This window comes from Roseovarius tolerans (genome assembly GCF_028885395.1).
Classification (GTDB): Bacteria; Pseudomonadota; Alphaproteobacteria; order Rhodobacterales; family Rhodobacteraceae; genus Roseovarius; species Roseovarius tolerans.
In genome coordinates this window covers 2,790,671-2,802,909 of the sequence record NZ_CP118494.1, presented here as the reverse complement: position 1 = coordinate 2,802,909, position 12,239 = coordinate 2,790,671, and the positions used below count along the sequence as shown (strand labels likewise).

The window sequence follows — 12,239 nt, the reverse complement described above, 5'->3', positions numbered from 1 at the left end:
TCCCTATGCAACGAGGCACGCCATGCACGCCGGTTTTTCCACCCTTGCCGATCTGGCCGCGCGGCTGCGCGATCTGCCTGCGCCCGATGCCGCAGCCCATGAGGCGGCGCGCGTGCGCGATGCGCAACTGACCAAGCCGCCCGGTGCGCTTGGCCGGTTGGAGGATCTGGCGCTGTGGTATTGCGGCTGGCGCGGTGAGGCGCGGGCGCAAGTGAGCGCGCCGCAGGTGATCGTCTTTGCCGGAAATCATGGGGTGGTGGCGCAGGGCGTCTCGGCCTTCCCGCCGGAGGTGACGGCGCAGATGGTCGCCAATTTTGAGGCGGGCGGCGCGGCGGTCAACCAACTGGCCCGGGTGGCGGGCGCGCGGATGGATGTGCACGCGCTGGACCTTGAGCGGCCGACGGGGGATATCAGCACCGGCCCGGCGATGACTGAGGCCGAGGTGATCGCGGCCCTGCGCACCGGGTGGGAGGCGGTCGCGCCGGAGACCGACCTGCTGGTCGTTGGCGAGATGGGCATCGGCAATACCACGAGCGCGGCGGCGATTGCGCTGGCACTTTTCGGCGGGGCGGCGGGCGAGTGGACCGGGCGCGGCACCGGCATCGACGCGGCGGGGCTGGACCGCAAGACGCAAGTGGTGGCGCGCGCGGTCGCGGCGAATGCAGGCGCGACGGACGGTCTGGAGGTGCTGCGCTGCCTTGGCGGGCGGGAACTGGCGGCGATGGCGGGGGCGATTCTGCGCGCCCGGATGATGCGGGTGCCGGTGCTGCTCGACGGGTTCATCTGCACCGCCGCCGCGGCCTGCCTGGAGGGGACGCAGCCCGGCGCGCTTGATCATACGCTCGCGGGCCACGTCAGCGCCGAGCCGGGCCATGCACGGCTGCTGGAGCGGTTGGGCAAAGATCCGATCCTGTCGCTTGGCCTGCGCCTTGGCGAGGGCACTGGCGGGGTGCTGGCCATGGGTGTCGTGCAATCGGCGCTGGCCTGTCATTCGGGCATGGCGACGTTTTCCGAAGCGGGGGTTGCGGGCGGTTGATGCTATAGTCCTGCTTGACCGGACGATCTCCTGACGGGGAGATCCTCGGGTCGAGCCCGAGGATGACGGGGATGGGGAGACTGACACAGGCAATTCCTTGACCCTTCCGTCGCGCCGGAATACTGATCGAAACTGTCGGATTAGACCGGAGCAAACCGCCCATGAGTGAAACCCTGTTGCATCGCCTCGCCTGGGTCGTGGTTGTGCTGTGCGTGGCACCGATCCTCGCTGCAGGGCTGGCCGCGTTTACCGGCGACTTGCAGACATGGCGCGAGGTGCTGTCTTCGGTGCTGCCGCGTTACACGGCGACGACGCTGGCGCTGGTGGCGATTGTTGGGGTCAGCACGGCGGTGATCGGCTCGGTGACGGCGTGGCTGGTGACGGTCTACCGCTTTCCCGGGGTGCGGCTCTTGGAGGTGGCGCTGGCGCTGCCGCTGGCCTTTCCGGCCTATGTGATGGCCTATGCCTATACCCATATGCTGGATCATCCCGGCCCGGTGCAGACCGCACTCAGGGCGGTGACCGGATGGGGGCCGCGCGATTACTGGTTCCCGGAAGTGCGCAGCCTTGGCGGGGCGGCGCTGATGCTGACCATCGTGCTTTATCCTTATGTCTACCTGCTGGCGCGCGCCTCGTTCCGGCAGCAATCGGCCAATGCGTTTCTGGTCGCGCGCACGCTGGGGCGCTCGCCGATGAAGGCGTTCTGGCGGGTGGCGCTGCCGATGGCGCGCCCGGCCATTGCTGGCGGCGCGTTGCTGGCGATCATGGAGACCATCGCCGATTTCGGCACGGTCGCGTTTTTCAATGTGCAGACCTTTGCGACCGGCATCTATCAGGCGTGGTTTTCGCTCGGCGACCGCGCGGCGGCGGCGCAGCTGGCGCTCTGCCTGCTGAGTTTCGCGCTGTTGCTGGCGGGGCTGGAACGCGCGAGCCGGGGCCGGGCGCGCACCGCCGGGCGCGGCGCGCGGTTCGAGACGATGGAGCGGCCCGAACTGCGCGGGGCCGCCGGTTGGGGGGCGTTCACGCTGTGCTTTCTGCCGGTGCTGGTGGGGTTCCTCATCCCGGTGGTGATGCTGGGGGTGATGGCGATTGGCTCGGGTCAGGATCTTTTTTCGCCGCGTTATGTCGGGTTCATGACCAATTCGGTCACATTGGCGAGCGTCGCCGCCGTGCTGACGGTGCTGGGGGCGATCCTTGTGGGGTTTCGCGCGCGCACCCGTCCCGGGCGCGCCTCACGCTGGCTGGTGGTGGGCGCGGGACTTGGCTATGCGGTGCCGGGCGGGGTGATCGCGGTGGGGTTGATGGTGCCGATGGCGGCATTCGACAACGCGCTCGATGCGTTCATGCAGGAGGTCTTCGGCATCCGTACCGGGCTTTTGCTGACCGGGTCGATCTGGCTGATGGTGATGGCCTATGTGGTGCGGTTCATGGCCGCCGCGCTCAACGCCTATGACAGCGGCATGGCGACGGTGCCGGGGCATCTCGATGCGATCGGGCGCTCGCTCGGGCAGCCGGGGCCGAAGCTGCTGACGCGGGTGCATCTGCCGGTGGCGCGGACCTCGGTGGTGACCGCGCTGCTGATCGTCTTTGTCGATGTGATGAAGGAACTGCCCGCGACGCTGATCCTGCATCCGTTCAACTTTCAGACGCTGGCGGTGCAGGCGCATCGGCTGGCCGCCGATGAGCGACTTTCCGAGGCGGCGGTGCCCTCATTGGTGTTGGTGGCGTTCGGCCTTGTGCCGGTGCTGATCCTGTGCCGGACGCTGGGGCGCGAGAGCATGGGACGGCGCGCGGCCAAGCTGGGCACGGCGATCGCGCCGGGGTAGGGTGCACGGCATGGCGCTGTGCGGCCGTTGCCGCAGCGGTGCCTGTTGCATCTGGGCCCCGCGCAGATGCAGACGGTCAACCGCAATCGGAACGCAAAGCCCGGTTCGCTACCCCTTCGTCGCCTTTTCCAATCCCGCTGCGCGCATCTGGCTGAGGGTCATGCGCGGGGTCAGCGCCTCGGGCGAGATCGCGAGATCGAGCACCGCGCCGGTGGACGAGGCACAGGCGCGGGCGAAGGCGGGGGCGAAACCTTCGGTGGTTTCGACCCTTTCGGCGTGAAAGCCGTAGGCGCGGGCCAGTGCCGGGAAATCCGGATTGACCATGGTGGTGCCCGACACGCGCTCAGGATAGTTGCGTTCCTGATGGGCGCGGATGGTGCCGTAGATGCCGTTGTTGAGTATCAGGATCACCGGTTGCGCGCCTGCTTGTGCGGCGGTGGCGAGTTCCTGACAGTTCATCTGAAAATCGCCGTCGCCGGCGAAACAGACGACGCGGCGGTCGGGATGCACGATTTTGGCGGCGATGGCGGCGGGGATGCCGTATCCCATGGAGCCTGATTGCGGCGCGAGCAGCCGCATGTTGGGTCCGTATTTCAGGAACCGCCCCGACCAGATCGCGAAATTTCCCGCGCCGTTGGTGATGATCGCATCCTCGGGCAGCACCTCGCGCAGATGGGCAGTGACGCGGCCCATATCGACGGGGGGCGGCTGATCGGGCAGGTCAAACGCGGCCTCGTAAGATTTCCGCCCCCCGGCGCGCCAGTCGGACCAGTCGCCGCGCAGGGGGCCACCCGCGTCGAGCGCGCGGATGAAGGCGTTGGCACCGGCCTGAACGCCAAGTTCCGGCTGATAGACCTTGCCCAGTTCAAGATCCGAGGCATGGACATGGATCAGGCGTTGCGCGGGCTGCGGCACGGTGAGAGCGGTATAGCCGTCGGTGGAATTTTCGCCAAAGCGGTTGTTGATCGCGAGGATCACGTCGGCCCCGGTGATCAGCGCGCGGACATGGGGCATCATGCCCACCCCCGCCTCGCCACAGAAGCAGGGCGAGTGGTTGTCGAACTTGTCCTGATAGCGGAAGACCGAGACGACGGGGATGTCGGAGCCTTCGGCAAAGGAGTGCAGCGCCGCGCGGCCTGCGCTCGTCCAGTTGCAGCCGCCATAGAGGATGAGCGGGCGCTTGGCCGCGCCGAGCATGTTGCGGGTTCTGGCAATGGCCTCTGCGCTTGGCTCTGCCTCGGGGTAGTGGCCGGGGCCGGTGAGGGCGGGCTTGGTGCTGGTGGCTGTCAGCATGTCCTCGGGCAGGGCCACGACCACTGGGCCGGGGCGGCCTGTGAGCGCGGTTTTCCACGCGCGGGCGGTGATTTCGGGGATGCGGTCCACGTCGTCGATCTCGACCGCCCATTTGACCATGCTGCCGAAGACGGCGCGGTAGTCGAGTTCCTGGAACGCCTCGCGCCCCTTCATGTCCGTGCCGACCTGCCCCACGAAGAGGAGCATCGGCGCGCTGTCCTGCATCGCGGTATGCACGCCGATCGAGGCATTGGTCGCCCCCGGCCCGCGCGTCACCCAAGCGATGCCGGGACGGCCCGTCAGCTTGCCATAGGCGGCGGCCATGTAGGCGGCGCCGCCTTCCTGTCGGCAGATCGTGAAATCGAGCTGGCCGGCCATGTCGTGGAGCGCATCGAGCACCGCCAGATAGCTTTCGCCCGGCACGCCGAACGAGTGCCGCGCGCCAAGCGCGACGAGACAGTCCACCAGCAATTGCCCGCCATTGCGCGTGTCATGGGTCATGCCCGATCCTTTCCGTTGTTGCGCGCAGGCTGACCCATCGGGCAGGGGAATGACAAGCCCCTTTCCGGGCGGCTTGCCGGGGGTGCCTCGCGCGGTCATAGTCGGCCCGGTTCATGCCATGACAGGAGCGCCCATGCCCAGCCCCCGCCTTGCCGCCCGCGCCGTGATCGTCGAGGAGGGACGGCTGTTGCTGGTCAATGCCTTTGCCGCCGCCGACAGTACGTTGTGGTGCGCGCCGGGCGGCGGGGTGGAGGCGGGCGCGTCGCTGCCGGAGAACCTGACGCGCGAGGTGCATGAGGAGACCGGGCTGCTGATCGAGGTGGGGCCGCCCTGCCTGATCAACGAGTTTCATGCGCCCGAAACCGGGTTTCACCAGGTCGAGGTGTTCTTTCGCTGCCGGGTCGCGGCGGGCGCGCTGAGGGAGGATTGGCGCGATCCCGAAGGTGTGGTCAGCCGCCGTCGTTGGGTCACCCGCGACGAGATGGCGGGGCTGCGGGTGAAGCCCGACAGCCTCGGTCGCGTCGCCTTTGCCCGGGGCATGGGATACGACCCTCTGGAGGTGCTGGTCAGCCCTTGAAGGGTAGCACCGAGATCGCGACACCGCCCAGAACCAGCACGCTTGCGAGGATGAATTGCAGGCTCAGGCTCTCGCCCAGAAAGAGCATGCCGCCCGCCATGGCGATCACCGGCACGGTCAGTTGTGCCACCGCCGCCACCGAGGAGGCCAGCCCCGGCAGGACGCGGTACCAGAGCGCATAGCCCAGCCCCGAGGTGATCGCCCCCGAGATGATGGCGAGGATGACGCCCTCGGTTCCAAGGAGCGTGCCCTGCGGCCCGATTGGCAGGGCAAAGCCAATGAGCAGCCCGAGCGGCGCGGCAAGGATGAAATTGGCCGCTGTCGCCTGCAGCGCGTCGGTGTTGAGCCGCCCGGTCAGCGAATAGATGCCCCAGCCGACGCCCGCGGTGGCCATCATCAGCCCGTGCGGCACGCTGATCTGCGGCCCTGCACCGGGCCAGAGCAGCCAGGCGAGACCGGCGAAGGCCAGCGTCGCGCCGATCCAGCGGCGGGGCGGCATCGCCTCGCGCGCGACGAGGCCCCCGGCGAACATGGTGATCTGCACCACGCCGAAGAGGATGAGCGCGCCCAAGCCCGCATCGAGCACGGTGTAGGCGGTGGAAAAGCCGTACATGTAGACCAGCAGCGCCAGCACCCCCGCCACGCGCCCCGGTCCGCGCAGATGCAGCCCGCCGCGAAGGGCGAGGCAGAGCGCGGCCAGCATCACCGCGCCTGCGATGAGGCGGATGGTGCCGAAACTGGTGGCGTCGATGCTGCCGCCCGCGAGGGCCATGCGGTTCAGGATCGAATTGGCGGCAAAGGCGATCATGGTGAGGGCGGTGAGGAGAAAGAGGCGCATGGGGCAGGCATAGCGCAGGTCGGGCCGGGGGTATAGTCACGGGTGAGTGTGGGGTGGATTGGCCTAGAGCTGCCGTTGTCGCCCCCCGCGCGAAACGCACCGTAGGTGCCGCGCGATCGCCGGGCCGTCCCGCGGCCTGGCGATTTGAGGGGTTGCGCAACGTGTCGAAGTTACAATGACTTGGCTGGCATAAAGCACCCGCCACGACCGTTGCATCGCCAGTCCCCGGCCCTGCGAGCGCGCGGCACCTTTTGGCGGGGCGCTATGTTCGCTTCAGGCCAAAATCGTCTCGGCTGACAGGCTTGTGACATGACATTTCAGGCGTCGCGGTTACCTTGGCCGCGATGTGACACGACCGGAGCCGTCATGCGCCTGATCCCGTTTCTTCTGGCCCTCCTGTGGGCCGCGCCTGCACTCGCGGGGACCGCCGATGGGGCCGCCTGTCACGCGGACATTCCCTGTCCGCTGGGGGAGCGGTCCTACCACGTCAAGGCACCCGGTGATTGGGATGGTATCTCGCCCTTGCCGGTGCTGCTGCATTTTCACGGCTGGATGCGGCAGGGCACGCTGATCGTCAAGCATGGCCGGATCTCCGGGGCGACGCGGCGGCGCGGTGTCCTGTTGCTGGCGCCCAACGGGCGGGGCAAGACCTGGGATTTCTGGAGCGATCAGACTGACGATGTCGCCTTTGCCGCCGCCGTGATCGAGGATGCCGCGAAACGCTATCCCATCGACCGCCGCCGGATCTATGTCTCGGGCTATTCCTACGGCTCGGCGATGGCCTGGCGCTATGCCTGCGAGAACGGCGACGGGGTGGCGGCTCTTATCGCCGTTTCCGGCACCCTGCGCCAGTCCGAGATCTGCCCGCAGGCCCCGGCGGCGGTGCGCCATGTCCACGGCACCTCTGACAGGGTGATGGATTTCCCCTTTGGTCCCGATGGTCAGACGACATGGCCGGTCAAGCTCTGGCGTGACCGGATGGGCTGTGCCGGGCCCGGCACCGAGGCGGGGCAGTGGAGCATCACCCGGCATGACACGTTCCGCCGCACCACATGGGCCTGTGCCGAGGGGGATGTGACCCTCGATGTGCATCCGCGCGGTCATTTCATCCCGCGCGGCTGGATCGCACGGCAACTCGACGAGTTGCTCGGGCGGGCTGCGTCCTATCCCTGAGAGACGCGAGGGTGCCGGGTCAGATCAGCGCGAAGATGCGCGCCGGGCCGCCGGTGCCGCCGCGATGCTTGGGCGCGCCGATGACCACGGTCGCGCCCACCGCCGGAACCTTGTCGAGATTGGCCATGCATTCGATGCCGAAACGCCCCGTCGGCAGCCAGGCGTAATGCGTGGCGAAGTCCGCCGAGGGCCCGTGATCGAGCGACAGCGTGTCCGAGGCGATGGAGCGCGCGCCGGTCTCTTCGATTAGCATCTGCGCGGCCTCGACGTGAAAGCCCGGATAGTGCTGCGCCTCGCCGTCGAAGCCGCGAAAGGCGTCGCTGCCGGTCTTGGCCCCCCAGCCGGAATAGAGCGCCACGCAGGCCCCGTCGGGGATGTCGCCATTGGCCGAAATCCATGCCTTGAGATCGTCGGGGGTGAGCCGCGTATCGGCATCCTCGGCGGCGCGGGCCGCGATATCGACGACGCAGAGCGGCGCCACGAGATCGCCCACCGGGATTTCGTCGACCGACGCCCCATCGGCGGAGAAATGCAACGGCGCATCGACATGGGTGCCGGTATGTTCGTTGACCGTCAGCGTCAGCAGGTTGAAGCCGTGATCGGCAAAGTTGAAATTCTGCTCGGTGGAGATGCCGGGCGCGCCGAAATAGGTGGGAAAATCGGCGTCATAGCTGTGAGTCAGGTCCTCGACCGTGTTATGGCCATGCGCCATCGCGGGCGATGCGCCCAAGGGCGAGAGCGCAGTGGCGGCCCCGGCCCCGGCGGCGGTGCCAAAGAAGGCGCGGCGTGACAGCATCCTGTCCTTGACCGCATTGATTACGCAGGCGTCACACATGGCATGTCCTTTCCGGTTTGCGTCCATATGGGGTGCAGCCTAGCATGATTCTGCGCTATGCAGGGGTGCGGCTTTGGTCGGCGGACCGGAAAAGGGAGAGGGTGGATGCTGGCATTGATGCGATTGCTGATCTTCGGGCTGATCGCTTTGACGGCGCTCTATCTCGGGATTTCCTGGTATTCGCGGTCCGTGCGGCGCAAGAAAATGGAGCGGGATTGGCAAGAAGCGGGTCGTCCCGGCGACCGGGATGCCTATATAGAGGCCGGGATGGTGCAGTATGAGCAATCGTTGCGCAAGCGGCTGATCTGGCTGGTCTATATCATTCCGGTGACGCTGATCTGCGTCACCATCTATGTCACGAATTTCATGTAAGGGGGCCACGCATGGTCTATGTCAAATGGGTGTTCTGGGGCGTGTTCTGGACGGCGGTGATCGCCTTTCTGCACTATACGCTGCCGCAGCATGACGTGGTGCGGATCACCGACACCTATGAAAAACGGGTCAATCCGGGCGACAATGCGCTGTTCTGGTCGAATGCCGATACTGGCGAGGATCCGACGGCGACCGAGCGCGACGTTTTCTTCATCCAGACCTTTCAGGGCAACGACAAGCCGATGATCTATCGCAACGAGGATACCGGCTGGGGCTGGCCGCCATATTTCAAGTTCGATACCGCCAATCTTCAGGCGCAGGCGTCGGACATGATGTCCAAGAAGAATGCCGAGACCTCGCAATGGGTGGTGGTGCGTCATTACGGGTGGCGCAATGAGCTGTTCTCGATCTACCCCAATGCGGTGAGCATCCGCGCGGCCACCGGCCCGGACGAGCAGATCATACCGTGGGTCAAGATCGTGGTGCTGGTGCTGCTGGCGGCGCTGTTCTGGGCCATTCGCGTGCGCTGGATCCGGTTTCGCGAGCGCCGGATCGAGCCGGTGGTGGATGAATGGAGCGAGAGCGCCCGGTAGCGTGGTGCGAGGCGTGGCCTGATACGGTCGCGGCGTGATGGAATTTTGAAAAAATTCCGATCAAGAAAGTTTTGAACTTTCCTGGTCCGTAACCGGGCTTTGCGCAGATGATCTTGCGCACCGGGTCACGCATCGCCGCGCTTTCATGCGCGCGGGTTTTCTGCCGCTTGCTCTGCTTCGATGCGCTGACGTTCGGCGTCGCTTTCATAGCTGGCCCAGGGCCGGTCGGTGCCGGTGGGTGGCAGGTCGGCGGGTTTGTGCAGCAGGTGCAGATGCGTCTTGGCGATGAAATGCCCGGTGATCGGTGCCGTCAGGAACAAAAACAGCGTGATCATCAATTCGTGGAACGAGAAATTCCCCACGACGAAGTAGAAATAGAGCATTGAGGCGATGAGCGCGCCACCGACCCCGAGCGTCGTCGCCTTGGTCGGCGCATGCAGGCGCATCATCGGGTCGGGCAGCTTGATCAGGCCGAACGAGCCGACCAGCCCGAAAATGCCGCTGATCACCAGACAGGCGGAAATGAGGATGTCGATGAGCATGATCTTTCCCCCTTATTCGATGATGTCGCCGCGCAGCAGGAAGCGCGTGTAGGAGACGGTGGAGATGAAGCCGGTCATGGCGATGATCATCGAGGCCTCGAAATAGACCGTCGTGCCCTTGTGGATGCCATAGAGCGCCAGCAGCGCGATGGCGTTCACCACCATCGTGTCGAGCGCGAGGATACGGTCACCGACGGCAGGCGCGCTGATCACGCGGTAGATGTTCATCAGGAGGCCGAGGCCGAAACAGGCGAAGGCGAAATAGAGCGCGTATTCGATCATTCGAAAATCTCCTTCAGCCGGGCCTCGTAGCGGGTCTTGATCTCGTCGCGCACGGCGTCAGGGTCGGGCGCGTCGAGGCAATGCACCAGCAGGCTGCGCCCGTCGGCGGCGACATCGCTCGATACCGTGCCGGGGGTCATGGTGATGGTGCCTGCCAGCACGGTGATTGCCTCGGGGGTGCGCAACTCGAGCGGGATGGAAATCCACGCCGGTTTGGTGTTGGCGTTGGTTTTGAAAAGGATCACATAGGCGACCTGCACATTGGCCACGCAGATATCCCAGAGCACGACCAGCACGTATTCCACGATGCGCGGCGCGCTGCGCAGCTTGGGCCGGTTGGGCCAGTAGGGCGAGGTGATGACCGGGATGATCAGGGCCAGAATTGTGCCGAGCAGCAGGTTGCCAAGGGTCAGCTTGTTGACCAGCATTTGCCAGACCACAATCAGCGTGAGCGTGAGGAAGGGATGGGGCAGAAGTTTGCGGAGCATCGTCTTGTCCCTCCTCAGTTTGTGCCGAGCACGGCGGCGATATAGCCATCCGGTGCATGCAGTTGCGTGGCCGTCGCGTCGATATAGCCCATCATCGGACCGGCGAGGACCGACAGCGCGATGATCACCCCCAGCATCGCGCAGACCGCCACAATCGGCAATGCGGGTTGCGGGGCGGGGGCCTCTTGCGGGGCGTCATCCGTCGCAGGGGCGAGGTTCCAGAACACCATGCTGCCCGCCTGCGCAAAGCCCAGCACCGCGACGAGCGAGGTGGCGAGGATCACTGCCCAGATCAGCCAGACCTCGGCCATGTCGCGCACCGCGTCGAGCACCAAGAGCTTGCCGATGAAGCCCGAGAGCGGCGGCATGCCCGCCGATGCAATCGCCGCGCCGAAGAACAGCGCCGCGATGAGCCCGTGATGTGCCATGCGCGGGCCGGGCCGCAGCGCGCCGCCCATATCCCCACGCCGTTCGCGTACCAGATCGACCACGAGAAACAAAAGCGCCGCCGCGAAGGTGGAATGCAGCATGTAATAGATCGCCGCCGCCGTCGTCTCGGGGCGGAACCCGGCGATGGCGATTAGCAGCGTGCCCATCGAGCCGATGGAGGCGAAGGCGGCGAGCCGACCCAGACGCTTGGCCCCGAGAACGCCGATCATCCCCGCAGCGATGGTGATGAGGGCCGCGTAGATCATCATATTGTCGATGAGTTCCGCCGTGGCGCCCAGATCGGGGCCGAAGACCAGCGTGTACATCCGCAGGATCGCATAGGCCCCGACCTTGGTCATGATCGCAAAGAGCGCGGCCACCGGGGCGGGGGCCTCGGCATAGGTTTCGGGCAGCCAGAAATGCAGCGGCAAGAGCGCGGCCTTGATCGCGAAGACCAGAAACAGCAGCATCGCGCCGACACGGAGGAGCGCGCTGTCCTCGACCGGGATTTCCGCCGCACGCACTGCCAGATCGGCCATGTTGAGCGTGCCAGTCACCGCGTAAAGCGTGCCGAGCGCAAAGAGAAAGAGGGTGGAGCCCAGCAGGTTGTAGATGACGTATTGTACCCCTGCCTTGAGCCGGCGCGCCCCGCCTGCGTGGATCATCAGCCCGTAAGAGGCGATCAGCAGCACCTCGAAGAACACGAAGAGGTTGAAGGCGTCGCCGGTCAGGAAGGCGCCGAAAATGCCCATCAGCTGAAACTGGAACAGCGGATGGAAATTGTTGCCGCGCTGATCCCAGCCCGAGCCGATGGCGTAGAGCAGCACCAGCCCGGCGAGCACCGCCGTCAGCAGCACCATCAGCGCCGACAGGCGATCCAGCACCAGCACGATGCCGAAGGGGGCAGGCCAGTTGCCCAGCTCATAAACCTCGATGGCACCCGTGGCCGCGTGCAGCGTCAGGCCAAGCGCCACCGCCAGCACCGCCACCACGCCCGCCAGCGAGAACACCCGCTGCAACAGCGGATGGTGCCGCATGGTCAGGGTCTGCACCGCCGCGAGCACCGCCGGAAGAAGAACAGGGGCGATAATCCAGTGGTTCATGCCTTATTCTCCTGATCGGGCGCGGCGCTGTCGTCCATGTTCACGCTGTCCTCGCGGCCCGAGAGGTAGGCCCCGAGGGCCAGCATCACCACCACCGCCGTCATCCCGAAGGAGATCACGATGGCCGTAAGCACCAGCGCCTGCGGCAGTGGGTCGGTATAGGTCTCGACCCCCTTGCGCAGCACCGGGGGCAGGTTGATCGCCAGCCGCCCCGCGCCGAAGAGAAAGAGATTGACCGCGTAGGTCAGCAGCGAGATCCCGATGATCACCGGAAAGCTGCGCAGGCGCAGCACGAGGTAGATACCGGCGGCGGTGAGAAGCCCGATGGCTGTTGCGAACAGAAGTTCCATG

Annotated in this window: 14 protein-coding genes; 6 read left to right on the top strand and 8 right to left on the bottom strand. The window is 66.1% G+C overall.

Going from position 1 to position 12,239, the window contains the following annotated elements; genetic code table 11:
• Positions 1-22: 22 nt before the first annotated feature.
• Together cobT and PVU19_RS13800 are read left to right on the top strand one after the other, a co-directional pair.
• Complete coding sequence (gene cobT, locus PVU19_RS13805) at positions 23-1,036, top strand: nicotinate-nucleotide--dimethylbenzimidazole phosphoribosyltransferase (RefSeq protein WP_050663746.1); 1,014 nt, start codon at positions 23-25, stop codon at positions 1,034-1,036.
• Positions 1,037-1,197: 161 nt separating this feature from the next.
• Entirely contained in the window at positions 1,198-2,862 is a 1,665-nt protein-coding gene (locus PVU19_RS13800; protein WP_050663747.1) for an ABC transporter permease, read from the top strand.
• Between the two features lie 108 nt (positions 2,863-2,970).
• On the opposite strand, the gene PVU19_RS13795 is transcribed toward PVU19_RS13800, so the two are convergent.
• Positions 2,971-4,656, bottom strand: coding sequence for a thiamine pyrophosphate-dependent enzyme (locus tag PVU19_RS13795; protein ID WP_050663763.1), 1,686 nt, complete (start codon positions 4,654-4,656; stop codon positions 2,971-2,973).
• A gap of 133 nt (positions 4,657-4,789) precedes the next feature.
• On the opposite strand from PVU19_RS13795, the gene PVU19_RS13790 reads away from it, so the two are divergent.
• Positions 4,790-5,233 carry an NUDIX domain-containing protein gene (locus PVU19_RS13790; RefSeq protein ID WP_050663748.1) on the top strand — a complete coding sequence of 148 codons (444 nt, stop codon included), beginning with the start codon at positions 4,790-4,792 and terminating at the stop codon, positions 5,231-5,233.
• On the opposite strand, the gene PVU19_RS13785 is transcribed toward PVU19_RS13790, so the two are convergent.
• Complete coding sequence (locus PVU19_RS13785) at positions 5,223-6,071, bottom strand: DMT family transporter (RefSeq protein WP_050663749.1); 849 nt, start codon at positions 6,069-6,071, stop codon at positions 5,223-5,225. The genes PVU19_RS13790 and PVU19_RS13785 overlap by 11 nt on opposite strands.
• 366 nt (positions 6,072-6,437) lie before the next feature.
• Between PVU19_RS13785 and PVU19_RS13780 the strand changes: the two genes are divergently transcribed.
• Positions 6,438-7,244 (top strand): CE1 family esterase, encoded by an 807-nt coding sequence (locus PVU19_RS13780; protein ID WP_050663750.1) that lies wholly within the window; start codon positions 6,438-6,440, stop codon positions 7,242-7,244.
• 19 nt (positions 7,245-7,263) lie between these two features.
• Here PVU19_RS13780 and PVU19_RS13775 read toward each other — a convergent pair whose 3' ends face one another.
• Positions 7,264-8,079 (bottom strand): cyclase family protein, encoded by an 816-nt coding sequence (locus tag PVU19_RS13775; protein WP_050663751.1) that lies wholly within the window; start codon positions 8,077-8,079, stop codon positions 7,264-7,266.
• A gap of 105 nt (positions 8,080-8,184) precedes the next feature.
• Here PVU19_RS13775 and PVU19_RS13770 point away from each other — a divergent pair, with 105 nt between their 5' ends.
• Both PVU19_RS13770 and PVU19_RS13765 read left to right on the top strand, forming a co-directional pair.
• Positions 8,185-8,451: a hypothetical protein gene (locus PVU19_RS13770; protein WP_050663752.1), complete on the top strand. Its 267-nt coding sequence runs from the start codon at positions 8,185-8,187 to the stop codon at positions 8,449-8,451.
• 11 nt (positions 8,452-8,462) lie between these two features.
• On the top strand, positions 8,463-9,044 hold the full coding sequence (locus PVU19_RS13765) for a DUF1523 family protein (protein ID WP_050663753.1): 582 nt from the start codon (positions 8,463-8,465) through the stop codon (positions 9,042-9,044).
• Between the two features lie 143 nt (positions 9,045-9,187).
• On the opposite strand, the gene PVU19_RS13760 is transcribed toward PVU19_RS13765, so the two are convergent.
• From PVU19_RS13760 to PVU19_RS13740, 5 genes are read right to left on the bottom strand one after another with little or no spacing between them, the layout of a single operon-like run.
• Positions 9,188-9,586, bottom strand: coding sequence for a Na+/H+ antiporter subunit G (locus PVU19_RS13760; protein WP_050663754.1), 399 nt, complete (start codon positions 9,584-9,586; stop codon positions 9,188-9,190).
• A gap of 12 nt (positions 9,587-9,598) precedes the next feature.
• Positions 9,599-9,868 (bottom strand): K+/H+ antiporter subunit F, encoded by a 270-nt coding sequence (locus PVU19_RS13755; protein WP_050663755.1) that lies wholly within the window; start codon positions 9,866-9,868, stop codon positions 9,599-9,601.
• Positions 9,865-10,356, bottom strand: coding sequence for a Na+/H+ antiporter subunit E (locus PVU19_RS13750; RefSeq protein WP_050663756.1), 492 nt, complete (start codon positions 10,354-10,356; stop codon positions 9,865-9,867). Before PVU19_RS13750 ends, PVU19_RS13755 begins: the two co-directional genes overlap by 4 nt.
• A 14-nt stretch (positions 10,357-10,370) precedes the next feature.
• Positions 10,371-11,888, bottom strand: a complete 1,518-nt coding sequence (locus PVU19_RS13745; RefSeq protein WP_050663757.1) for a monovalent cation/H+ antiporter subunit D — start codon at positions 11,886-11,888, stop codon at positions 10,371-10,373.
• Positions 11,885-12,238: a Na+/H+ antiporter subunit C gene (locus tag PVU19_RS13740; RefSeq protein WP_050663758.1), complete on the bottom strand. Its 354-nt coding sequence runs from the start codon at positions 12,236-12,238 to the stop codon at positions 11,885-11,887. The genes PVU19_RS13745 and PVU19_RS13740 overlap by 4 nt, the downstream gene beginning before the upstream one ends.
• Position 12,239 lies beyond the last annotated feature (1 nt).

What these genes read in the sequence shown, in the direction of transcription:
- cobT (WP_050663746.1), top strand. Translation starts at nt 23, where the DNA reads ATGCACGCCGGTTTTTCCACCCTTGCCGATCTGGCCGCGCGGCTGCGC.
- PVU19_RS13800 (WP_050663747.1), top strand. Translation starts at nt 1,198, where the DNA reads ATGAGTGAAACCCTGTTGCATCGCCTCGCCTGGGTCGTGGTTGTGCTG.
- PVU19_RS13795 (WP_050663763.1), bottom strand. Translation starts at nt 4,656, where the DNA reads ATGACCCATGACACGCGCAATGGCGGGCAATTGCTGGTGGACTGTCTC.
- PVU19_RS13790 (WP_050663748.1), top strand. Translation starts at nt 4,790, where the DNA reads ATGCCCAGCCCCCGCCTTGCCGCCCGCGCCGTGATCGTCGAGGAGGGA.
- PVU19_RS13785 (WP_050663749.1), bottom strand. Translation starts at nt 6,071, where the DNA reads ATGCGCCTCTTTCTCCTCACCGCCCTCACCATGATCGCCTTTGCCGCC.
- PVU19_RS13780 (WP_050663750.1), top strand. Translation starts at nt 6,438, where the DNA reads ATGCGCCTGATCCCGTTTCTTCTGGCCCTCCTGTGGGCCGCGCCTGCA.
- PVU19_RS13775 (WP_050663751.1), bottom strand. Translation starts at nt 8,079, where the DNA reads ATGTGTGACGCCTGCGTAATCAATGCGGTCAAGGACAGGATGCTGTCA.
- PVU19_RS13770 (WP_050663752.1), top strand. Translation starts at nt 8,185, where the DNA reads ATGCTGGCATTGATGCGATTGCTGATCTTCGGGCTGATCGCTTTGACG.
- PVU19_RS13765 (WP_050663753.1), top strand. Translation starts at nt 8,463, where the DNA reads ATGGTCTATGTCAAATGGGTGTTCTGGGGCGTGTTCTGGACGGCGGTG.
- PVU19_RS13760 (WP_050663754.1), bottom strand. Translation starts at nt 9,586, where the DNA reads ATGCTCATCGACATCCTCATTTCCGCCTGTCTGGTGATCAGCGGCATT.
- PVU19_RS13755 (WP_050663755.1), bottom strand. Translation starts at nt 9,868, where the DNA reads ATGATCGAATACGCGCTCTATTTCGCCTTCGCCTGTTTCGGCCTCGGC.
- PVU19_RS13750 (WP_050663756.1), bottom strand. Translation starts at nt 10,356, where the DNA reads ATGCTCCGCAAACTTCTGCCCCATCCCTTCCTCACGCTCACGCTGATT.
- PVU19_RS13745 (WP_050663757.1), bottom strand. Translation starts at nt 11,888, where the DNA reads ATGAACCACTGGATTATCGCCCCTGTTCTTCTTCCGGCGGTGCTCGCG.
- PVU19_RS13740 (WP_050663758.1), bottom strand. Translation starts at nt 12,238, where the DNA reads ATGGAACTTCTGTTCGCAACAGCCATCGGGCTTCTCACCGCCGCCGGT.